Below are 21564 nucleotides of genomic sequence, written 5' to 3'. Positions count from 1 at the left end.
CTGCTGGCTAACATCGCCTGGCGAGTTTTCCGCCCGTCCGCGCCGGTGCGGGCCGTGTCCTTGCCGGGGCCCCGCGCGGGGGGCGCAGCGAGGAGGAGCGCATGGGCAGAACGCAGAGTGGGAAGGGCGTTCAGTCTCCTGGGATGACGCGGCGGCAGCTGCTGAGGCTGGGTGCGGCCGCGGCGGCGGGGGCCGCGGTCAGCCCGTTCGCGCTCTCGCCGGCCGCGGCGGGGAGCGTCAACTGGCAGCGGTACAAAGGCACGACGCTGTCCCTGCTCTTCTATAAGCACCCGTGGGTCGACGAGATCGAGAAGCACTTTCCCGAGTTTGAATCGCTCACCGGCATAAAGATCCAGCACGAGGTCATTCCGGAGGTCCAGGGCCGCGAGAAGCTCGTCGTGCAGATGGCGGCGGGATCCGGAGACATCGATGCCTGGCACGCCAGCATGCATGTCGAAAAGCGGCGCTTTTGGAAGTCCGGATGGTTCCTGCCGCTGAACGACGATTTGAAAGACAAGAGCTTGACGGCGGAGGATTATGCGTGGAGCGACATGACCAAGGGCGCGGTGGACGCGGTCACCGAGCCCGACAAGTCGATCAGCGCCCTCCCCACCTTCCCGGATCCGTTCGTCCTGTTCTACCGGAAGGATCTCTTTGATCAGAAGGGGTGGGGGCCGCCGAAGACCCTGGACGAATTGGAGAGTCAGGCCAAGCAGCTGCACAACCCGCCGAACATGTACGGTTTCGTCATGCGGGGGCTCAAGAACGCCAACGCCACGCCCTGGGCCTTCGTGCTTTTTGCGATGGGCGGGCAGTATCTGACCGCCGACCGGAAATCGGCGATGAACACCCCGGCCTGGATCAAGACCATGGACTGGTACGCGGGGATGCTGCGGCGATATGCCCCGCCCGGCGTCGTCAACTTCAACTGGTACGAGTGCAGCGCGGCATTCATCCAAGGCCAGGTCGCCATCTACATCGACGGCGTGAACTTCGCCAACCAATTCGAGGACCCCACGAAGTCGAAGATCGTCGGCAAGGTCGGATACGCTCCGCTGCCGGGCGGCCCCGCCGGCCGCTTCGCCCCGACGTTCACCAACGCGATGGCCGTGAGCGGCCAGAGCCGGCACAAAGAAGCCGCGTACTTGTTCAGCGAGTGGGCGACCAGCAAGACCAACTGCAACCGCGAGCTGCTCTCCGGCGTTGGCGTCGGCCGCGCGTCCAGCTGGGGGCTGCCGGAGATCAAGGCCAAACATAAGATGCCGCTCAGCTGGTACCAGGCGTATCAGGACAGCCTGAAGATCAGCCGCCCGGGGCTGCCGGAGATCGTCGACGTCACACAGTATCGAGACATCATCGGCGTCGCCATCCAGAAGGCCATCGAGGGGGCCAAGTCGGCGGACGTGATCGCGGAGGCCAACACGCAGTTCCAGGAGATGCTGGACAAGACCGAGAAATAGCGGCGCCGTCTTCCGATGAGAGCCCGGCCCTCCGCCGGCGGCAGCGTCCGGCGCGGGAGGGTCGGGCTCTTTTCGCGGCGAGGGGATGAAGGGTGATCAAGGCAGAGCCGGCGCGGGCCGTGTGTCCACCGGGCGCCCCGGCCCCGCGGGGGATGCGGGGCCGCCTGGGGCGGTTTGCCCACCGCCACGCCCCCGTCATCTTCCCGGCGCCCGCGGTCATCGTCGTCGCGCTGATCATCGTCTATCCGGTGCTGTACACGGGGTGGATGAGCCTGCAGGAGTGGTTCCTGTCGAGCCTGGCCCCGCCGAAGTTCGTCGCCCTCTCAAACTACGCACACATCCTGGGCGACCCAAGGTTTCGAGGCGCCTTCGTCCGGACGCTGCTGTTCGCGGCGCTGGTGGTGGCCGTCGAAACCGTCGTGGGCGTGGCGATGGCGCTGCTGTTCAACCGGGAGTTCTGGGGACGCGGGCTGATCCGGACGCTGTCGATCCTGCCGATGGTGGCGACGCCCACGGCGATCGCCTTGATTTTTGTGATGATGTACCACCCCACGCTTGGGGTGATGAACTACTTGGTGACCCGGGTCGGCCTGCCGCCGCAGAAGTGGATCTACAGCAGCCACACCGTGCTCTACGCGCTGGGGTTGGTCGACGTGTGGGAGTGGACGCCGCTCATCATGCTGATCGCGCTCGCGGGGCTGGCGGCGCTGCCGAAGGAACCCTACGAGTCCGCGGTCATCGACGGCGCGACGGCGCTTCGCGCCTTCTGGCACATCACGCTGCCGCTGCTGCGCCCGGTGCTGGTTGTCGCGGTCCTCTTCCGCGCGATCGACGCGATCAAGACGTTCGACATCATCTTCGTCATGACGCAGGGAGGGCCCGCCAACGCGTCGGAGACGATCAACCTGCTGCTGTTCAATCAGGCATTCTCGTACTTCAACATGGGGTATGCTTCCTCGATGGCGGTGGTGCTGTTTGCGATCGTCTTGGGGGCGTCGCTGGTCTTAATGAAGGTGCGGAGGGCGGAGTGGTAGCGCGGGCCGCCGGGGCGGGGATTCCGGCCGGGCGAAGGCGCCGGGCCGTGGACCGGCTCCGCACCGCGGGCTTCTATGCGATGGTGATCGCCGTGATGCTGCCGGCGGCCTTCGTGTTCTACTGGATGGTGACGCTCTCCCTGAAGACCCAGGTGGAGGCCGCAGGGTACCCGCCGCATTTCTTCCGGTTCGCGGTCACCGTCAAGAACTACGCGGAGGTCTTCGCCAAAAACCCGTTCCTGCAATACATCTGGAATAGCCTGGTCGTCGCCGTGGGGAGCACGGTGATCGGGCTCGCGGTCGGGCTCCCCGCCGCGTTCAGCATCGCCCGCTGGCGCCAGGGCGGTTTGGCCCTGACCGTCCTCGTCGCCCGGATCGTCCCCGGGATCAGCTACCTGATTCCCTGGTACATCCTGTTCCGGAGCCTGCACATGGTGGATACCTACCAGGCGCTGATCCTCACCCATCTCGTGGTCGGTCTCCCCCTGATCATCTGGGTGATGATCGGGTTCTTCGAGGACATCCCGCTGGAGCTGCACGATGCCGCCCTGATCGACGGGTGCTCCTACTACAGCGTGTTCTGGCGGGTGGCGGTCCCGCTGGTCGGCCCGGGGATCGTGGCCGCGGCCATCCTCAGCTTCATCTTCTCCTGGAACAACTTCCTGTTCTCGGTGATCCTCGCCGGGCGGCACACCCGTACCCTCCCGATCGCGGTGTTCAACATGATCAACTACGAGGAGATCGAATGGGGTCCGCTCGCCGCCGCGGCGACGATGATTACGCTGCCGGTGGTGGTGCTGACGCTCATCGTGCAGCGCCACATCGTGACCGGCCTCACGTTCGGGGCCGTCAAGCGCTGACGCCCGCGGCGGTCGGCGGGGAGCGGCTACCGTTCTATTCCGGGGTCGAGGGCGTCTCGGAGTCCATCGCCGATGAAGTTCAGGCTGAGGAGCGTGGCGGCGAGGACCAGTCCCGGGCCGATCACCAGGCGCGGATAGGATTCGATCGAATCGATGCCCTCGGCGATCATCGTCCCCCAACTCGGCACCGGCGGCTGGACGCCCAGGCCGAGAAAACTGAGCCCCGCTTCCGCGATGACGAAAAACGGAATCGAGAGGGTTGCCGCAACGATGATGGCCGCGGCGACGTTGGGCAGGAGGTGGGCGGCCATGATGTGCCGGTCAGACGCCCCGAGGCTGCGCGCCGCCAGAACGAACTCGCGATTCCGGACGGTCAGGACCTGGCCGCGCACGATCCGAGCCACGTCCAGCCAGCCGACAAGGGCCAGGGCCAGCACGATCGCCGCCACCCCCCCCGTGTGACGGTTGAGCAGGTGGAGCCAGACCAGCGGTCCGTGCCGGACCGTGGGGAGAAAGGAGGTGAAAAACGTTTGCAGGAGGATGACCAGGAGGAGGTACGGGATGGCGTAGACGATGTCCACCACGCGCATCAGCAGCAGGTCGAAGGTCCCGCCGAAGTACCCCGCGACGAGTCCCAGCGGAACCCCGGCCAGCAACACCAGGGCCGCGGTGATGACCCCGACGCTCATCGAGACCCTCGCCCCGTACACCAACCGGCTCAGGACGTCCCGGCCGAGCGCATCCGTCCCCGCCCAGTGGGTCCGCGACGGGCCGGCGTAGGTCGCGAACAGATCCTGGCGGTCGTACCGGTAGGCCGAGAGCATCGGCGCCCCGGCCCCCGCCAGGATGACGATCGCGAGGAAGAGGGCGCCGGCGACGGCCATCCGATGCCGGGCGAACCGGGTCAGGGCGCGAAGTCCCGGATGGCGGCGTCTCGGTTGTCCGCTCACCCCCCCGGCCGACGAGGGGAGGGGAAAGGGCGTGGACTCACCCATACCGCACCTGTGGGTCGAGGACCGCGTACGACAGATCGACCAGGATGTTCATCGTGATGATGATCACGCCGAACAGCAGCGCGAGCGCGAGGAGCACCGGGTAGTCCCGCCCGCTGGTGGCGGTCACGAAGTACCGGCCGATCCCGGGCACCCGCGTGATCGTTTCGACGAAGAAGGATCCGGTGACCACGTCGGCCACCAGAATCCCGGAGACCGTCGCGACCGGGATCAGGGCGTTGCGGAGGCCGTGGCGGATGATGACGATTCCCCCCGCCAGTCCTTTCGCCCGTGCGGTGCGGATGTAGTCTTGGTTGAGGACGTCCAAGAGAGACGTCCGGAGGTAGCGGGCGAGCGTCGTCGCGGGGCGGAAGCCGATCGCGAGCGCCGGGATGATGATCCGTATGTCCAGCACCCCGCCCCAGCCGCCGGTCGGCAGCCAGTGCAGGTAGACCGCGAGGACGGTCACGAGGATGGTGGCCATCACGTAGTTGGGGATCGAGATGCCCACGGCCACGAGGCCGACCGCGGCGTAATCGATCGGCGTGTTGCGGTAGACGGCCGCCAGCGTCCCGAGCGGGATGCCGACCGCGAGCGCCAGCACCATCGACACCGCTCCCAGCTGGATCGACACGGGAAAGAAATCCGCGATGATCTCCGCGACGTCGCGTGAGGTGTTCACGTACGAAGGGCCGAGCGAACCGTGCGCCGCGTCCCGCAGGTACAGCATATACTGCGACCAGATCGGCTCTTTCAGGTGGTACTTGATCTTGAGGTTTTCGATCACTTGCGGGGCCAGCGGTTTCTCCGCGTTATCCCAGGGGCCCCCGGGCGTGGCATGCACGAGGACGAAGGCCACCGTGTACACGATGGCAATGGTGGGAACGGCGAGAAGCAGACGTCGGGCGAGGTAGAGTCCCATGTCCGGCCACGTGCGGGGCGCCGCGGCGACGACTGCCCGCGGCGCCCCGGAGTGCCTAGTGGTCGAGGATCTTCACGCGCCCAAACGTTCCATACCAGGCCGTCGCGGCGGGCGGGAGCCGGAAACCCTGCACCCAGGGCTTCACCGCCACGATCACCCCCAGGTGGAAGATCGGGATCGCCGGGAGGTCCGTGTTGAGGATCTTCTCCGCGGCCTCGTACATCTGCTTGCGCGCCGCCGGGTTCCCCTCGCCGGCCCCCTTGCGGATCAGCTTGTCGAACGCGTCGTTGCGCCATTTGGTGTGGAAGAAGTCCTGTTCGGAGTCGAAGAGGATGTTGGCCCAGTTGGCAGGATCTTCGTAATCCGATCCCCACCGGTCGATGAAGCAGTCGTAGGGCTGCTTCGCCCAGGAGTTGAACGCGGCGTTGTACTCTTTCGCCTCCATCCGCTGCAGGGTGATGTTGATCTTGAGGGTGTCCTGCCACATCTGCTGCAGCGCCTGAGCGACGAGGTCGAAGGTCACGAGCTTGCCCCACGCCAGTTTAACATCGGGAAAGCCCTTGCCGTCCGGGTAGCCCGCCTCGGCGAGCAGCTGTCTCGCCCGGTCCGCGCCGCCGGTCAGCGGTGGGGTGGCGAGGTAGCCGATTGTGCCGGGCGGGGTGATCGTGGGCGCCGGGTCGTAGATGCCGCGGAGGACGTCGCTGGCCACGCGCTTGTGATCGATCGCCAGATACAGCGCTTGCCGGACCTTGCTCTTGCTGAGCGGCGATTTGGTGTTGGTCGTGTCGCAGAACACCGCGGCGGTCCCGGACCAGCGGTATTTTTGAAGCTGTTTGCTGAGCGTCGGGTCCTTTCGGACGCGTTCGATGTCCCCCGGCTGGATCTGATCGGTGACGTCGAGCTCGTTGTTTTCGAACGCCGGCAGGCTCGTGCGGAAGGCATCGTCGGTCAACGTGAAGACGATCCTCTGCAGCGTGGGTTTCGCCCCCCAGTAGTGGGGGTTCGCCACGATCACCAATTCCCGATCATGCTCCCACTTCTGAAGCGTGAACATGCCGTTGCCGACGTGGTTGCCGGGTTCGACCCATTTCTTCCCGTACTTTTCGACCTGCCAGCGGGGAACCGGTAGGTAGTTCCAGGTCGAGACGAGCCGCGGGAAGTACGCCGCCGGCTCCGTCAGGGTTACCCGGAGCGTCAGGGTGTCGGCGGCCTTAATCGCGACGCCGGCGCTGGTTTTGGTGGTGCCCTTGTTGTAGTCCAGCGCGCCCTTGATCGGGTAGAGGGCCGACGCGTAGTCGCTGGCGATCGCCGGGTCCGCCACGCGCTTCCAGGCGTATTCGAAGTCCGCGGCCGTCACGGGATGCCCGTCCGACCAGCGCATGCCGGGCCGGAGGTGAAAGGTGTAGGTGAGCCCGTCCTTCGACACCTCCCAGGCCCGTGCCGCCACCGCGACGATGTGGCCGGTGTCGTCGAACGTGATCAGCGGGTCAAAGAGGGCCATGCCGACCAGGATCTCACGCCGCGTCTCCATGGTCGCTGGGTCGAAATGAAGGGGCTCCTGGCTCGGATAGCGGAGAACCTGCTTGGCGGCCGGCGCCAGTGCGGCCGATGCCGGAGCGGGGGCGGATAGGATGCGCGATCCTGCCGCCGCGGTTCCCCCCAGCAACGCGGTAAGCTTCACGAATTGCCGGCGCGTGATCAGTCCATTTCGATAGTACGATCCCCAGGGAAACTTGACGGACGTATCTGCCACGATCACACCCCTCCCGTGATGATCTGACTTTCCTTGGACACCGCGGCCCGTTCGTCGGGCCGGCAGAAAATCCCTTTCACGTGTCGCGGGATTCAGAGGCGTCGCGCAGACGCCATCAACCGGCCGAGGTCCGCAGCCCCGGCTGTGGATGGGGATCGGCCCGCTCATCGAGGCGCAGCGTCTCGATCAGGGATGCCGCGGCCCCCGCGCGCCCCGCCCAGAACCGTGCCACGGCGCCGGTGAGGGGCTCGTGGGCGAGGTGCCGTGCCCGCCAGGCGCGCGCCTCGTCCGCCAACCACGCCAGCGTGTGCTCGGGATCCTGCGCGAGGAGGGACCGGAGGATGAAGCGACGTTCTCCCATCCTCAGCCCGAGCTGCATCTCACGCGCCGCCCGCGCTAGGTCGGCGCGGACGAGCAGCATCCCACTGCGGACCGGCGAGAGCAGCGCGGCGAGAAATTCCTCCGGCCGCTCCGCCCGGGGGTCCGGCAGAGGAGGCGCCTCGCGGAGGTGGAGCGGAAGGACGTCCGCGGGGCCGAGGGTCCTGACTTCCTCGGCCAGCGCTCCGGCGAGCAGATCTCCCCAGGCGCGGTAACAGGGGGGGGCGACGTCCCGCATCCTGTCAAGATACGGCAACAGCCAGCAGGCCAGGTGCTCCCAGAGCAGCGCCTTCCGGCTGCGGCCCCAGAGGAGCTTCCGCGCGCGGTCGGGTTCGCCCATTTCGCCTTCGGCCAGCGAGGCGTACAAGGCGAGCAGCGGCGTGAGGTGATCCGGTTCCGCAGGCGGGACTCGGTTCAGGGCCCGCCAAAATCCGGCGACGCGATCCTGCGCTTCCCCTCCCAGCATGCCGTCGGCCCCGACGTACGCCGAAGCATACGGGTACAGCTGCAGGACGAACACCTCGGTGTACTGCGCCGCGTCCGGGGGCTCGGGCAGACCCAGGAGATCGCCGATGCGGATCTGCGCGGGTCCGGGGGGCTCGGCCAGGCTGGCCAGGGCCCGGAAGAGCTCCATCAGTCTCCGGCGACGCCGGCCGGGAGCGGGCGGTCCGGCAGACGGTACGCCTCCCGTGACGGGCGCAGCGGCCGCATCAACCAATAGGGCCTGCGGGTGGCGTCCGGCGAGTGCCGGTCCGCTCCCCGGGTGAGCGCCAGCCACTTGCGGTAGACGTCCGCCGCCCGCGCGGTGTCGACGGTGATGTCGCCGTACCGGTCGTCCGGCCCGGCCCTGCGGACCCGCACGGCCTGATGCCAGCAGTGCTGCCCGGAGATCGGATCGGGATGCACGGGAAAGGTGAGGTTTTGATGGACGCCGACGTCCGTCCACCAGATCCTGAGCGTGTCGGCGTCCGCGGAGGCATACGGTCGCGCCCCTTCCTGCTGCCGCATCGCCCAGCGGTCGCGGTTCTGTTCCAGCGAGACGGTGGCCATCATCTGGCGCTGCCCGGCCTCCCGGACCTTCCACCGGCCCATGTGATGGCTGCACGCCACGACCTGGGGGCGGATGCCCTCCGTGATCCAGGCCTTGACGACGAAGGCGCCGATCTCGGTCTCCACCCGAACGAGATCCCCGGTCCGAACGCCGAGACGCTCGGCGTCGGCGGGATGGATCCACAGCGGGTTGGTGTGGGCAATCTCGTCGAGCCATTTGGCGTTCGCGCTGCGGGTGTGGACCTGAACCGGGAGGCGGAAGGTGGAGATGAGGACCATCTGGTCCGGGGCGAGCTGGTCGCGGTGCACGTGGCTCTTTATATAGGAAGGGATGGCGCTCTCCCGCCACCCCCACGCGGCCAGGGTGTGGGAGTAGAATTCGAGGCGCCCGGAGGGGGTGGGAAAGCCGCGGACGATCTCGTCGTCGACCCGCACCCCCACGGGCCGGCGCCCCTCCGCGTCGGGCTCCGGGCTTCCCGTGGGAACGATGTTCGGGTTGGCGGGGGCGGCCGCTCTGGTGTAGACCCGCCCGAACCGGTCCACGCGGACGTCCTCGAGTTCTTGCGCGGGGACCCGCTGTTCGTGGACGGGGCCGATTTGGGCGGCGACCTCAAACGCTCCGTACCGGCGCATGTACTCGAGGGGGGTAATCCCCTCGGCCGCGGCCCGTTCCGGCAGGCCGGGGACGGAGTGGTCGAAGATGTACCCGTAGTACTCGTCGACGGTCAGCTTCTGCCCGGGGTGCTGCGCGGACTCGAAGAACTTCCGGATCCCGAGCCGGCCGTCGGGGTCGACCCGCCAGGACAACTCGATCCAGAACTCGTTTTCCTCCCAGACCTCGCCGGGATTGACCTGCCGCGTGTCGGTGATGCGCTCGCCCAGCCGCTCGCGCGCCGCGCGGAGCACCGGCTGTCGGAACGCAACCCACTGGCCGTTGTACTGCTCGTAGGAATGCAGGTCGTGCCGTTCGGAGGCGTGTCCCATCGGCAGGATATAGTCGGCGAAGAACGCCGTCTCGTTCCAGGTGGGCGTGAGCGCGAGGTGCAGGCCCACCAGGCGCTCGTCGGTCAGCACCTCGATCCACGAGAACCCGTCCGGGTTGGTCCAGACCGGGTTGTAGACGCGGGTGAAGTAGACGTCGATCTTCCCCCGCCCGTCCTTCAGCAGGTGCGGGAGGAGGAACGAGAGCTCGTTGATCGCCACCGGGTACTCGCGGGGCCAGGTGAGCTCGTTCCACCCTGGCGGATGCGGCGGCAGATAGATCGGACGCGGCACGAACTTGTTCCACGCGTTCGGAAAGGTCCCCCCCTCGGTCGCGACCGCCCCCAGCAGGGCGTTGAGGAGGAAGAGCGTGCGCGGTACCTGCCAGCCGCCCAGATTCCCCGCCGCGGCGCTGCGCCAGGTGTGTGTGGCGAGCCGCGTGCCGGCGGCGGCGACGATGCGGGAGACTTCCCGGAGCACCTCGATGCCGACGCCCGACTCCGCCGCCGCGAACTCGAAGGTGAAGTCGGCGTAGAGGGTCTTGAGGATCTCCTCGAAGGCCTCGAAGGTCGCCGCCGCCCCGGGATGCTCCTCCGCGAGGTATTCCTGCCAGTTCCACCAGCGGCGCACGAACTCTCGGTCGTACCGGCCGTTCTGGATCATGTCATTGGCGATCGCGAGGAGGATCGCCGCCTCCGAGCCGGGATAGGGCGACACCCAGTGGTCGGCGTGGGTCGCGGTGTTCGACAGCCGCGTGTCAAACACGATGAGCTTCGCGCCGTTCTGCTTCGCCTCGATCACGCGCTGCGCGTGAGGGTTGAAGTAGTGGCCCGCCTCGAGATGGCTGCTGACCAGCAGGATCACCCGCGCATTGGCGTGGTCGGGGCTCGGCCGGTCCAGGCCCATCCAGTAATGGTAGCCGGCCCGCCCCCCGCTGGAGCAGACGTTGGTGTGCGTGTTGTGTCCGTCCACCCCCCAGGCTGCCAGGACGCGCTCCGTATACCCGTCCTCCCCGGGACGGCCGACGTGGTACATTACCTCGTTGGGCCGTCCCTCGGTGATCGCCCGGCGGATTCTCGCGGCGATCTCGTCGAGCGCCTCGTCCCAGGCCACCCGCACCCACTTGCCCTCTCCCCGGCGTCCCCCGCGTTTGAGCGGGAAGAGGATGCGGTCGGGATCCGTGATCTGGTTGAGCGTGGCCGGTCCCTTCGCGCAGTTGCGCCCGCGCGACCCCGGGTGTTCCGGGTTGCCCTCAAACTTCCTGACCTGGAGGGAGTCCCGATTGACGTAGGCGAGGAGCCCGCACGCCGACTCGCAGTTGAAGCAGGTGGTGGGGACGAGCATGTAGCGCTTCTCCGCCCGCGCCGGCCACGCCGCCGAGTCGAGCTCGACCCAATCGCTCCAGCGTTCCTTGGGGGGGAACGCGGCAAGGTGGATGCGGCTCGGCCCTGGGTAGAACGTCTCGCCCCTGGCTTCTGCAGATGCGCGGGCCGCGCTCACCAGTTTATTGAGTTTCTCGAGATCCACGCGTAGCCTCCTGTCCACTGCGAATCATCAAAAGGAATCCCGGGGCCGGCCGCACCTACGCCAGAGGGACCGCCTGCCCTGCCTGGACGTAGGCGTGCTCGTAGAGGAGGAGGCCGGTCAGTGCCGCCGCCGCGGCGGCCACCCCTGCTCCCGCGGTCAGCAGGGGGGAGGCGGCGGCGAGGCCGATCGCGGAGGCGAGCAGTCCCGCAGCCCCCAGTGCGCTCCCCATCCGGAAGAATCCGCGGTACCGGCCGGCGGTCATCTCGTGCGCCGCCAGCTGGGCGTGCGCCGTGGCGTGGGGTAAGGTTGCCTCCCCCCAGACGCACAGCAGGTGCAGGAGGCTGGCCCCACCCAACGTCGCGACGAGGGGCCGGATCAGATCGGGTTCCAACCAGGCCGCGAACGGCAGCATCGCCGCGGATCCGGCAAGCCCGGCCTGCAGAAGGAAGTGCGGCGGCAGCAGGGGGTTCTGCCAAAGGTCGCGCGCCTTCGCCTGCGCAAACAGGTAGGCGGTGTAGACCGCGCTCAGTGCGGCGAGCGGGAGGCCGGGGACGGCGAGGGCCCGCTGCAGGCGATCCCCACCGAGGAGGGTGGCCAAGACGTGCAGCGCGAGCACCGCGGAGTAGGCCGCAATGATGAAGGCCCCCCGCACCAGCCAGCTCGACCACTGCGGTCGCGTGAAAATGAGGTAGAAGCGCTCTGGATGCTTGAGGTCGGCGATCAGCAGCCCCCCGGTCGCGGCGAGGAAGGCCCCGGCCACGATCGGTGCCGCCCACAGCCACAGCCCGCTCGTCCAGGAGAGCCATCCCCCCAGGATCAGCAGGAGCGGGACGAGGTACGCGCCCGCGGCGATCCCTTTCGTCCACGTATACAGGCTGACCCGCCACGTCCACGGCGCCAGGTGCGGCACGTCGTAGCTCAGCAGTGCCGCGGCTGAGGAGTTGGCCCACCCGTGCGGGTGGCCCGAGGTGACCTGGTCGGGGAACCGCCCCTGTTCGCTCCACATGAACAGGCCGCCTTCGGGCCGGCGCGCCGCGATCGGGTCCAGGGTCGCCTGGTGTGCGCCCTTGTAGAACAACGTCGGTCGGGTCCCTTTTTCGGGCCGGCGGACGGCGACCGGCTCGCGACCCACGATCTGCGCGACCCTGGAGGTGGGATCGTTCAGGTCGCCCACGAGGATCGCCTCGGTCGGGCAGACGACGACGCAGGCCGGCTCCAGCCCGACGTCGAGGCGGTGCGCGCAGAGATTACACTTCTCCGCCGAAAGGTCGTTGGGGTTAATGAAGATCGCATCGTAGGGGCAGGCGGCGATGCAAGCCTTGCAGCCGATGCAGATCGCTTTGTTGAAATCGACGATCCCGTCCGGGCGTTTGTACATCGCCGTGGTCGGGCAGGCATCAACACAGGGCGCGTCGGCACACTGGTTGCAGCGCGTGACCTGGAACGCCCGTCGAGTCTGGGGAAACGTTCCGACGTCGACGGACTTGACGTAGGTCCGGGTGACGGAGAGCGGGACCTCGTTCTCAGACTTGCACGCGGTCGTGCAGGCGTGACAGCCGACGCAGCGGGTGTGGTCGATCACCTTGGCCCACCGCAGCGGACGGGCGGGCGGAGCTGGGCGTGCCGCTCCGGCGATCTGCGAGCTGGGATTCATGAGTGTTCCCCTACAGCGCGTCTAAACCGGATTCCTGCTCCGAGGGGCACCCGAACCGCAACGAATGCGCACGCAAGAGAGCCGGATCACGCGATGCCGGGGATTCGGGCGGGGCGATGCCTCGGGCGCGGGGTGGCTCAGGGACCCAAACGGCGCGCACCGCCGGCGGGGGTGTGTTCTGGGGGGCGCGTTCGATCCGCCGGAGCGCGGCTTGGGCGAAGAAGCAGACCGAGTTCGGCCGCCTCCGCGCTCTCCAACCGCTCCCTGGCGGCCGCTAGGTCATCCAGGGCGAGGAGGATCATCGCGGAGAAGGCGAGGAGGCCGAGCGCCGAGGGCACCACCCATCCCCCTCCCGGCCCGAACAGGTTTGGCGGCATCATTCGCGGTCCTCCTCGATGGGCGTCGTGTCCGCTGCCCACACAGCGTAGCCGAACCGCGCCGCGGGGGCGATGAACCGGTTCACACCGTGCGGACGATGCCGCGAAGCCGCGGCAGGGAAGCGCCGATCGAGCGTGAATCACAACGCCAATTTCGGAGGAGGGGAACCGCATGCGGCGGCGCGGCGAGGCTGAGCGCGATCGGACTCGTCCCGAGGGTGCCTCGAGCGAGGGGCGGCCCCGACGGAGCGGGGTGAGCGCGTCGTGCCGGCGGCCCCGCCGCGTCGGGGTCCCCCGATTGGGGCGGACGCGGGCATGAAGGCGGAGACGGCGATCGTCGGCGGTATGGTGGCGACGCACACGGCGGTGTTCCCCGCCACCGTGATGATCGCCGGGGGACGGATTGCCGCTCTCCTCGATCCCGGGGAGCGGCCGGACGCGGAGGAGGTGATCGACGCCACCGGCAGATTGGTCCTGCCGGGGTGCGTGGATCCGCATGTGCACTTCAACGAACCCGGGCGCACGCACTGGGAGGGGTTCGGGGCCGGCACCCGGAGCGCGGCGGCCGGCGGGGTGACGACCGTCATCGAGATGCCGCTCAACGCCGTGCCGCCGACGACCGATGCCGCCGCATTCGCCCTCAAGGCCGCCGCGGTCACGCAGAGCGCCGTGGTGGACTGCGCCTTGTGGGGGGGCCTGGTCCCCGGCAACGTCGATGCCCTGGAGGGGCTGCGGGAGGCGGGGGTCGCGGGCTACAAAGCGTTCATGGCGGACTCGGGGACCGAGTTCGCGCGGGCGGACGACGGCGTGCTCTGGGAGGGCATGAAGCGCATCGCCGTGTGGGGCGGGGTGGTCGGTGTCCACGCGGAGAGCAACGAGCTCGCCCTCTCCCTCCGCGCGCGCTTGGAGGGGGCCGGGCGCAGGGACTCCCGCGCCTGGGGGGAGTCGCGCCCGCCGGAGGTGGAGCTCGGGGCGATTCAGCGGGCGTTGCTCCTGGCCGGATCCGCCGGATGCCGGCTGCACATCGTGCACCTGAGCATCCCGCAGGGCGCCGCCCGCATCGCCTCCGCGCGGGCGCGACAGAACGTCACCGTCGAGACCTGCCCGCACTATCTGCTCCTCGACGAAGAGGCCGCGGCCCGGCTCGGGCCTGTCGCCAAGTGTGCGCCGCCGCTTCGACCGCGGGCGGCGGTGGACGGGTTGTGGCGGGAGGTGGCCGATGGGACGATCGACTGCATCGCCTCCGACCACTCGCCCTGTCCCCTCGAGGAAAAGACGCGAGGGGCCGACGACATCTGGGCGGCGTGGGGGGGGATCACCGGTGTCCAGACCCTGCTGCCGCTCCTGGTGTGGGAGGGGGTTCGTCGGCGGGGCCTCCCGCTTGAGCGGCTCGTGGCGCTGACATCGACGAACGCGGCCCGCATCTTCGGGCTCTTTCCCCGGAAAGGGAGCCTTCTTCCGGGGGCCGATGCCGACGTCGTCCTCTTTGACTATCATCGAGAGTGGACGATCTCGGCAGACCGGCTGCTGTACCGTCACCCATGGACGCCCTATCTGGGATGGCGGATCGTCGGGGCCGTCGACAAGGTGCTGGTGCGGGGGCGCCTCGTGTTCGCAGAGGGAGAGGTCATGTCCCCGCCGGGGTCGGGCCGCCTGATCCGCCCGGGCTGAGGCGGAGCCCCTTCGCTGACCCGTGCCGGGTCCCGCTGGCGAGGGAACGGCGCTCGTGGTATCGTACGGGTGAGGCCCCGCATGACCGACGCACACGACGCTTCTCGAATGCCAGAGGACGGAACGCTCTTGGGATTCCACCCGCTGGTGCGGCGGTGGTTCGCCGAGCGGTTCGCCGCCCCCACCGCCCCGCAGGTGGCCGGGTGGGCCGAGATCGCCACCGGGCGCGACGTGGTGATCGCCGCGCCGACCGGATCCGGCAAGACGCTGGCGGCGTTTCTCTGGGCGCTCAACCGCCTCGTCCTCAGGTCGGCGGCGGGCACGCTCGATGACCGCATCGATGTGGTGTACGTCTCTCCGCTCAAAGCGCTCGGGAACGACATCGAAAAGAACCTCCGGGAGCCTCTCGGCGGCATCGGGCGGCTTGCCGACGCAGAAGGCGCTCCGCTGCCGGAGATCCGCGTTGCCGTGCGGTCCGGTGACACGCCGGCCCGCGACCGCACGCGAATGCTTCGCCGCCCCCCCCACATCCTGATCACCACCCCCGAGTCCCTCTACATTCTCCTCACCGCGGAAGGCGGCCGTCGCGCGCTTGCCACCGCCGGGACCGTGATCGTCGACGAGATCCACGCGGTGGCCGGGGACAAGCGCGGCGCGCATCTGGCCCTCTCCCTCGAGCGGCTCGACGCTCTCTGCGGCCGGCGCCTGCAGCGGATCGGCCTGAGCGCCACCCAGAAGCCGATCGAGGAGATCGCCCGCCTCCTGGTCGGCACCCCTCCGGAGGCCGGCGGTGCGGCCGGCTGCGCCATCGTGGACGTGGGGCATCAACGCCCGCTCGACCTCCGCATAGAAGTCCCGGACCGGGAGCTCGGGCCGATCACCACCCACGAGCTGTGGGAGGAGCTCTACGACCGGATCGCCGTCCACGTCGGCCGGCACCGGGCGACCCTGGTGTTCGTGAACACGCGCAGGCAAGTCGAACGCGTTGCCCACGCGCTCTCCCTCCGCCTCGGCGAGGACCGGGTGGCGGCGCACCACGGCAGCCTCAGCCGTCCGGTCCGCCTGGCGGCCGAGCAGCGGCTCAAGTCCGGCGCGGTCCCGGTCGTCGTGGCCACCGCGTCGTTGGAGCTCGGGATCGATATCGGGCATGTCGACCTGGTCTGCCACATCGGCGCCCCCCGCGCGCTGGCGACGCTGCTGCAGCGGGTCGGCCGGTCGGGGCACTGGTTGGGGGCGACGCCCAAGGGCGTGCTGCTCCCGTTGACCCGCGACGATCTCCTGCAGTGCGCCGCCGCGGTCCGGGCCGTCCGTGCGGGCGCGCTCGACCGTACCCGGCTGCCCGTGAAGCCCCTCGACGTGCTCGCGCAGCAGATGGTGGCGGCGATCGCGGCGGCCGAAATGGCGGAAGAGGACCTGTGGGATCTCGTGCGCCGCGCCTGGCCGTACCGCCAGCTCACGCGCGCCGAGTTCGACGGGGTGCTGGAGATCCTCTGCGAGGGCGTGGCGGACCGGCGGGGGCGCCGCGGCGCCTACCTGCACCGCGACCGTGTCCACGGACGGCTGCGCCCGCGGCGCGGGGCCCGCCTCGCCGCGATCACCTCCGGGGGCGCGATCCCCGACACCGGGGACTACGACGTGATCGAGGAGGCGCCCGGCACCTTCGTCGGCCGCGTCAACGAAGACTTCGCCGTCGAGAGCCAGCGGGGCGACATCTTCCTCCTCGGGAACATGTCCTGGAAGATCCGGCGGGTCGAGGCCGGGCGCGTGCTCGTCGAGAACGCCCACGGGCTACCGCCCAGCTCGCCGTTCTGGCTGGGCGAAGCGCCGGCCCGCACCCGAGAGCTCTCGGCCGCGGTCTCCTCGCTGCGTGCGGGCGTCGCGGAACGACTCGCCGACCCGGAAGCCGCGGCCCGGTGGCTCATCGACGAAGCGGGGTGCGACGATGCCGGAGCGCGCCAGGCCGTGGCCTACGTCGCGGCGGCCCAGGCAGCGCTCGGCGCCGTGCCGACCGACCGCACCGTCATCGCCGAGCGGTTTTTCGACGAGAGCGGCGGCATGCAGCTCGTAATCCACGCGCCGTTTGGCGGCCGGATCACGCGGGCCTGGGGGTTTGCCCTCCGCAAGCGCTTTTGTCTGACCTTCGACTTCGAGCTGCAGGCGGCCGCGACCGACGACGGCCTGGTGTTGTCTCTGGGGGAGCAGCACTCGTTTCCGCTGGAGAGCGTGTTCGAGATGACCCGGCGGCAGACCCTGGAGGAGGACCTCATCCAGGCGTTGCTGGCCTCACCGATGTTTGCGAACCGCTGGCGGTGGAACGTGACCCGCTCGCTGGCGGTCCTGCGGCAGCAGGGCGGGCGCCGCGTGCCGATCGCCCTGCAGCGCATGCGGGCGGAGGATCTGCTCGCGGCGGTGTTCCCGGCGCAGGTGGCCTGTGGGGACAACCACGCCGGGCCGATCGTCCCGCCGGACCATCCGCTCGTCAACGAGACGATACAGAACTGCCTGCGGGAAGCCATGGATCTCGACGGCCTCCGCGAGGTGTTGGACGCGCTTGACCGAGGCGAGATCCAGGCGGTGTCGGTGGAGACGACGGCGCCCTCACCGATGTCCCACGAGATTCTCAACGCGAACCCGTACGCCTTCCTGGACGACGCCCCGCTGGAGGAGCGGCGGGCGCGCGCGGTCTCCCTGCGGCGCACCGCGCCGGAGCTTGCGGGAACGCTCGGCCGGCTGGATCCGGCCGCGATCGCGGAGGTACGCGCCCAGGCCTGGCCCGATCTCCGCACCCCCGACGAGCTCCACGATCTTCTCCTCTCCATCGGCGTGCTTCCGGTGGCCGACGCCAGCCCGTGGTCGGGCATGGCCGAGGCGTTGGTGGCGGGGCACCGCGCCGCGGTCGCCACGTGGGGTCTCGACGGGCGGGATGTCTCGGCTTACGTGGCGGCCGAGCGGGTGCCCTGGCTGCGGGCGCTGCGGCCGGATGCGGGGATCGTGCCCGCGGTGGCCGTTCCCCCCGGCGTCGACACCGAAATCGGCGAGGAGGCCGCGGGGCAGCGCGTGGTGCAGGGTTGGATGGATTGTCTCGGACCGGTGACCGCGGCCGCCCTGTCCGCTCGGCTCGGCCTCGCGCAGAGAACCGTCGACGCCGCGCTGTTCTCGCTGGAGCACGAGGGCATGGTTCTCCAGGGGCGGTTCACCCCCGGCGCCGCGGTCGAGGGTGTCGAATGGTGCGCCAGGAACCTGCTGGCTCGAATCCACCGGCTGACCCTGGGGCGGCTGCGTCGGGAGATCGAGCCCGTCGCCCCCGCGACGTACATGCGGTTCCTCTTCAGGTGGCAGCACCTCCAGCCCGGGACCCAACTGCACGGCCGGCCCGGGCTGGTCGAGGTGATCTCGCAGCTCCAGGGGCTCGAACTCCCGGCCACGGCGTGGGAGGATCAGGTGCTGGCCGGACGCCTGCGGTCGTACAACCCCGCGGATCTCGAGCACCTCTGCCTGTCGGGACGGATCGCCTGGGGACGGTTGTATCCGACCGGGGGGACCCGAGCGGAGGTCGCGTCTCCGGACCGCCGCCGCCGACAGACCGTCACGCGCCAGGCCCCTCTCGCCTTCGTCCTGCGCGAGGACCTTCCGATCTTCGTCGCCCCCCAAGATGGCGGCGACCCACCCGCGGGGCTCGGACGGGTCTCCGCCGAGGTATTCGCCGTGCTGGAGCGGCGCGGGGCGTCATTCCTCGGCGATCTCGCGCGCTCGCTGCGCCTACTCCCCGCACAGGTTGAGGCCGCGCTGTGGGAACTGGTGGCCTGCGGCCTCGTTGCCGGCGACGGCGTCGCCGGGCTGCGATTTCTTCTGCGACGGGCGCCGGGGCGGCGGCGGAAGCGAGGTGAGCACCGGGCCGGCGATGCGCCGTCGGGGCGATGGTCTCTGTGGCGGCGAGACCTCCCGGAGTCGCCGCCCCCGGAAAAGCGGCTGGAGGTGCTCGCCCGTCAGTCCCTGCGCCGCTACGGTGTCGTCTTTCGGGAGGTCCTCGCCCGAGAGCCGCAGCTGCCGCCCTGGCGGAGTTTGCTCGCCGTCTATCGGCGGTGGGAGAGCGCGGGGGAGATTCGCGGCGGCCGGTTCGTCGATGGGGTCGTCGGCGAGCAGTATGCACTGCCCGAGGCGGTGGAAGCCCTCCGCGCGGTTCGGCGTCAGGCCCCCGCGGAGGAAACCGTGCTGGTGTCCGCGGCCGACCCGCTCAACCTCTCCGGGATCCTTACGCCGGGCGCGCGCGTGCCCGCGGTTTCAGGCCACCTGATCGTGTACCGCGACGGGCTGCCGCTGGCCTCCGGGCCGCTCGGGGCGGTGCGCAGCCACCTTCAGCCCGTGGCCTAAGGGGGGACTGTTCTCCCGGCCGTTGCCAACGCGGCACGGCGCGCCGGCCGTCGCGCTCAGCTGTGCTCGGCCAGGAGCTTGGCGATCATCCGCTCCGTCGCGTCGTACTCGCCCTCGCCGATGTGCGTGTATCGAATGGTGCCCCTCTTGTCGATGAGGTAGAGGGTCGGCCAGTATTCGTTCTTGTAGGCATTCCAGATTCGAAAGTCGTTATCCATCACGACCGGATACGTGATCCCCTCACGGGCGATTGCCGCCTTCACGTAGCCCACCGCGTGTTCGTGCTGGAATTCGGGCGAGTGCACCCCGACGATCACGAGTCCTTTCGATCGGTATGCCGCGTCCCAGCGCTTCACGTAGGGGAAGGTGTTGATGCAGTTGATGCACCCGGCGGCCCACATTTCCACCGCGACGACCTTCCCGCGGAGGCCGGCCAGCGTCAACGGTGCCTCGGTGTTGAACCAGGGGCCTCCGCCGATGAAGTCGGGGGCCTTCGACGTGCCCACCGCTCCTCCCGGAAGCGCGGCGAGTCCCACCGCCGCGGCCACCACCAGCACACAGAACAGGGATCGCACCGGAGATCACCCCCTTCGAATCCTGCCCATCGCCCAGGCTAGCCGGTCACTGTGTGGATATGATAAAGCCGCGCGGGCCAGGCTACAATCCCGGCCGGAAGGGGAACACCTCGAGGATCCAGGCGTTGAACCGGAATATGAGGTCGAAGAGCAGCGCCCCGCCCATGGCGACGAGGAAGACGCCGCTGATCGTCTCGATCGCCCGGCCGTACCGGCCCAGCGCGTGCAGCGCGTTGAATGCGGTCGTGAGGAGGGCGGCGGTGGCGAGAAACGGCAGTCCGAGTCCAAGCGAGTAGGCAAACAGGAGCACCCCGCCGTCGACGGCGCGTGGGGTGGTCGCCGCCATCGTCAGCACCGCGCCCAGCACCGGTCCCACGCACGGCGTCCAGGCGAACCCGAACGCCATCCCGACCGGGAACGCGCCGAGGATGGTCGCCGGACGGCGGGTGATCCGTACTCGACGCTCGCGCGCCAGCCCGGGAAGCCTGATCACCCCAAGCATCGAGAGGCCGAGGACGATAACGATCGCGCCCCCGATCCGGGTGAGCAGGAGCCGGTTGCCCAGCACGAAGGCCCCGAAGAGCGACGCGGACGCACCGAGGCCGGTGAAGATCACCGAAAAGCCGAGCACGAACGTGATCGTCGCCAGCACGACGCGGCCGATGTGTTTGCTCCGCTCCGCGGGGTCCATCTCCGCGAGCGAAACGCCGGAGACGAAGGACAGATACCCTGGGATCAGGGGCACGACGCAGGGCGAGAAGAACCCGAGCACTCCGGCGGCAAATGCGATGGCCAGGTTCAGGTGGGGCATCTCGTCTCCACCGCGTGGGCGGTGCCCGGAACCTCCGACCTCCCGCGGTCCTACCTCCCGGCGAGGACTTTGATGGTCGATACGAGCTCGCGTTCGTCCTGGGGCCCGTAGCCGGTCTTGAGCAGGTCCCCGTGCCTGTCGATCACCGCCCAGAACGGTTGGTACGTGAATCCGAACGATCGTGCCACCCTTCCCTCGGGATCGTACACGTTGGGGAAGGTCAACCCGTGCCGTCGGGCAAAGGCCTGACAGGCCTGCTTGTTATCGAGCAGGCCGATACCAATCAGCTTCACGCCGCTCGGCTTCCACGCTTCGTACACACGCTCCCACCCGGGGGCGTCGGCGTTGCAGATGGGTCACCAGGGAGCCCAGAACAGCAGGATGATTGGCGAGCCTTTGAATTCGGCCAGGCTCAGCGAGTGACCGTTCAGCCGTTCGAGAGTGAAGGTGGGGGCCGGGGCGGCCCCCGCCTGGACCGGGCCCGAGAGCAGCGCCGCCACGGTCACCGCCGCGATCGCGAGCGCGGGCCCGCGCATCAGATGCGCGCGTGTCGACATCGGCCAAGTGCTCCGCTCGGCATTCGTGGCGCGAGGAGGGCGGCCCGCCGTGCGGCGGCAATTTGCCTCCGGAATATGGGGAGCGGCCGGCCTCCCAACGGGGATCTTCCCGGGGTCAGAAGCAGGTGAGCGCCGTGGAGAACGTCGTCACCACGACCGGCGCCGCGGGGGTCGCCAGGTTGACCGCAAACACGCCGGGGCTGATCTGGACCAGCTGGACCGGGGCGGTAAACCCTCCGCCCACCACCGGCACGGAGGCGGTTGTCGTCGGAACGCAGGTTTTGACCGGCATGTTCACCGGGATGATCATGGGCGCTCCGGCAGGGCCGACGGTCGTGAACCCCGGGATAACCGACACCACGGCGCCGTTCTGCGAGCAGATGGTGGCGTGCACCTGTGCGGGGATCAGCATCGGGGCGCTCTGCGGTCCAACCGCCCGGTACAGAACCGTCGTTCCTGGCGCGCACGTGATCGCCTGGGCCTGGGCGGTAAACGGGGTGCCGGCCACGAGGCCGACCGCCGCTGCCGCCCCCGCCAACACGACCAACCGGTATGTTCCGAGTCTCATTGAGAACGCCTCCCCTGGGGCGT

Annotated in this window: 17 protein-coding genes; 5 read left to right on the top strand and 12 right to left on the bottom strand. The window is 69.1% G+C overall.

What is annotated here, in order from left to right; genetic code table 11:
- Positions 1 to 101: 101 nt before the first annotated feature.
- The 3 genes from VKV57_10465 to VKV57_10455 all read left to right on the top strand — a co-directional run bounded on the left by VKV57_10465 (position 102) and on the right by VKV57_10455 (position 3354).
- Positions 102 to 1460, top strand: coding sequence for a sugar ABC transporter substrate-binding protein (locus VKV57_10465; protein ID HLW60329.1), 1359 nt, complete (start codon positions 102 to 104; stop codon positions 1458 to 1460).
- A gap of 92 nt (positions 1461 to 1552) precedes the next feature.
- Positions 1553 to 2494: a sugar ABC transporter permease gene (locus tag VKV57_10460; GenBank protein ID HLW60328.1), complete on the top strand. Its 942-nt coding sequence runs from the start codon at positions 1553 to 1555 to the stop codon at positions 2492 to 2494.
- Positions 2488 to 3354 (top strand): carbohydrate ABC transporter permease, encoded by an 867-nt coding sequence (locus tag VKV57_10455; GenBank protein HLW60327.1) that lies wholly within the window; start codon positions 2488 to 2490, stop codon positions 3352 to 3354. Before VKV57_10460 ends, VKV57_10455 begins: the two co-directional genes overlap by 7 nt.
- Positions 3355 to 3380: 26 nt before the next feature.
- On the opposite strand, the gene VKV57_10450 is transcribed toward VKV57_10455, so the two are convergent.
- From VKV57_10450 to VKV57_10420, 7 genes are all read right to left on the bottom strand, one after another.
- Positions 3381 to 4304: an ABC transporter permease gene (locus tag VKV57_10450; protein ID HLW60326.1), complete on the bottom strand. Its 924-nt coding sequence runs from the start codon at positions 4302 to 4304 to the stop codon at positions 3381 to 3383.
- A 37-nt stretch (positions 4305 to 4341) separates the two neighbouring features.
- Positions 4342 to 5268 (bottom strand): ABC transporter permease, encoded by a 927-nt coding sequence (locus VKV57_10445; protein ID HLW60325.1) that lies wholly within the window; start codon positions 5266 to 5268, stop codon positions 4342 to 4344.
- A 55-nt stretch (positions 5269 to 5323) separates the two neighbouring features.
- Positions 5324 to 7021: a peptide ABC transporter substrate-binding protein gene (locus VKV57_10440; GenBank protein ID HLW60324.1), complete on the bottom strand. Its 1698-nt coding sequence runs from the start codon at positions 7019 to 7021 to the stop codon at positions 5324 to 5326.
- Positions 7022 to 7136: 115 nt separating this feature from the next.
- Positions 7137 to 8033 (bottom strand): molecular chaperone TorD family protein, encoded by an 897-nt coding sequence (locus VKV57_10435; protein HLW60323.1) that lies wholly within the window; start codon positions 8031 to 8033, stop codon positions 7137 to 7139.
- Positions 8033 to 10957, bottom strand: coding sequence for a molybdopterin-dependent oxidoreductase (locus VKV57_10430; protein HLW60322.1), 2925 nt, complete (start codon positions 10955 to 10957; stop codon positions 8033 to 8035). The genes VKV57_10435 and VKV57_10430 overlap by 1 nt, the downstream gene beginning before the upstream one ends.
- A gap of 55 nt (positions 10958 to 11012) precedes the next feature.
- Positions 11013 to 12611: a 4Fe-4S dicluster domain-containing protein gene (locus VKV57_10425; protein HLW60321.1), complete on the bottom strand. Its 1599-nt coding sequence runs from the start codon at positions 12609 to 12611 to the stop codon at positions 11013 to 11015.
- A gap of 137 nt (positions 12612 to 12748) precedes the next feature.
- Complete coding sequence (locus VKV57_10420; protein ID HLW60320.1) at positions 12749 to 12991, bottom strand: hypothetical protein; 243 nt, start codon at positions 12989 to 12991, stop codon at positions 12749 to 12751.
- A 312-nt stretch (positions 12992 to 13303) separates the two neighbouring features.
- On the opposite strand from VKV57_10420, the gene allB reads away from it, so the two are divergent.
- Both allB and VKV57_10410 read left to right on the top strand, forming a co-directional pair.
- On the top strand, positions 13304 to 14659 hold the full coding sequence (allB, locus tag VKV57_10415) for an allantoinase AllB (protein HLW60319.1): 1356 nt from the start codon (positions 13304 to 13306) through the stop codon (positions 14657 to 14659).
- Between the two features lie 81 nt (positions 14660 to 14740).
- The gene (locus tag VKV57_10410) at positions 14741 to 19030 is read left to right on the top strand and encodes a DEAD/DEAH box helicase (protein ID HLW60318.1); all 4290 of its coding nucleotides are present in this window, start codon (positions 14741 to 14743) and stop codon (positions 19028 to 19030) included.
- A 56-nt stretch (positions 19031 to 19086) separates the two neighbouring features.
- Here VKV57_10410 and VKV57_10405 read toward each other — a convergent pair whose 3' ends face one another.
- From VKV57_10405 to VKV57_10385, 5 genes are all read right to left on the bottom strand, one after another.
- Entirely contained in the window at positions 19087 to 19605 is a 519-nt protein-coding gene (locus tag VKV57_10405) for a redoxin family protein (GenBank protein ID HLW60317.1), read from the bottom strand.
- A gap of 82 nt (positions 19606 to 19687) precedes the next feature.
- Positions 19688 to 20416, bottom strand: a complete 729-nt coding sequence (locus tag VKV57_10400) for a cytochrome c biogenesis protein CcdA (GenBank protein ID HLW60316.1) — start codon at positions 20414 to 20416, stop codon at positions 19688 to 19690.
- A gap of 50 nt (positions 20417 to 20466) precedes the next feature.
- Complete coding sequence (locus tag VKV57_10395) at positions 20467 to 20769, bottom strand: TlpA disulfide reductase family protein (protein ID HLW60315.1); 303 nt, start codon at positions 20767 to 20769, stop codon at positions 20467 to 20469.
- A 3-nt stretch (positions 20770 to 20772) separates the two neighbouring features.
- Positions 20773 to 20973, bottom strand: a complete 201-nt coding sequence (locus VKV57_10390) for a hypothetical protein (protein ID HLW60314.1) — start codon at positions 20971 to 20973, stop codon at positions 20773 to 20775.
- A 115-nt stretch (positions 20974 to 21088) separates the two neighbouring features.
- Positions 21089 to 21541: a hypothetical protein gene (locus tag VKV57_10385; GenBank protein HLW60313.1), complete on the bottom strand. Its 453-nt coding sequence runs from the start codon at positions 21539 to 21541 to the stop codon at positions 21089 to 21091.
- Positions 21542 to 21564 lie beyond the last annotated feature (23 nt).

Source organism: bacterium (assembly GCA_035307765.1).
Lineage (GTDB): Bacteria > Sysuimicrobiota > Sysuimicrobiia > Sysuimicrobiales > Segetimicrobiaceae > Segetimicrobium.
This window is presented reverse-complemented; position numbering and strand designations above follow the sequence as displayed.

Coding starts and splice junctions, on each gene's coding strand:
- VKV57_10465 (HLW60329.1), top strand. CDS start 102: ATGGGCAGAACGCAGAGTGGGAAGGGCGTTCAGTCTCCTGGGATGACG.
- VKV57_10445 (HLW60325.1), bottom strand. CDS start 5,268: ATGGGACTCTACCTCGCCCGACGTCTGCTTCTCGCCGTTCCCACCATT.
- VKV57_10435 (HLW60323.1), bottom strand. CDS start 8,033: ATGGAGCTCTTCCGGGCCCTGGCCAGCCTGGCCGAGCCCCCCGGACCC.
- VKV57_10425 (HLW60321.1), bottom strand. CDS start 12,611: ATGAATCCCAGCTCGCAGATCGCCGGAGCGGCACGCCCAGCTCCGCCC.
- VKV57_10420 (HLW60320.1), bottom strand. CDS start 12,991: ATGATGCCGCCAAACCTGTTCGGGCCGGGAGGGGGATGGGTGGTGCCC.
- allB (HLW60319.1), top strand. CDS start 13,304: ATGAAGGCGGAGACGGCGATCGTCGGCGGTATGGTGGCGACGCACACG.
- VKV57_10410 (HLW60318.1), top strand. CDS start 14,741: ATGACCGACGCACACGACGCTTCTCGAATGCCAGAGGACGGAACGCTC.
- VKV57_10400 (HLW60316.1), bottom strand. CDS start 20,416: ATGCCCCACCTGAACCTGGCCATCGCATTTGCCGCCGGAGTGCTCGGG.
- VKV57_10390 (HLW60314.1), bottom strand. CDS start 20,973: ATGTCGACACGCGCGCATCTGATGCGCGGGCCCGCGCTCGCGATCGCG.
- VKV57_10385 (HLW60313.1), bottom strand. CDS start 21,541: ATGAGACTCGGAACATACCGGTTGGTCGTGTTGGCGGGGGCGGCAGCG.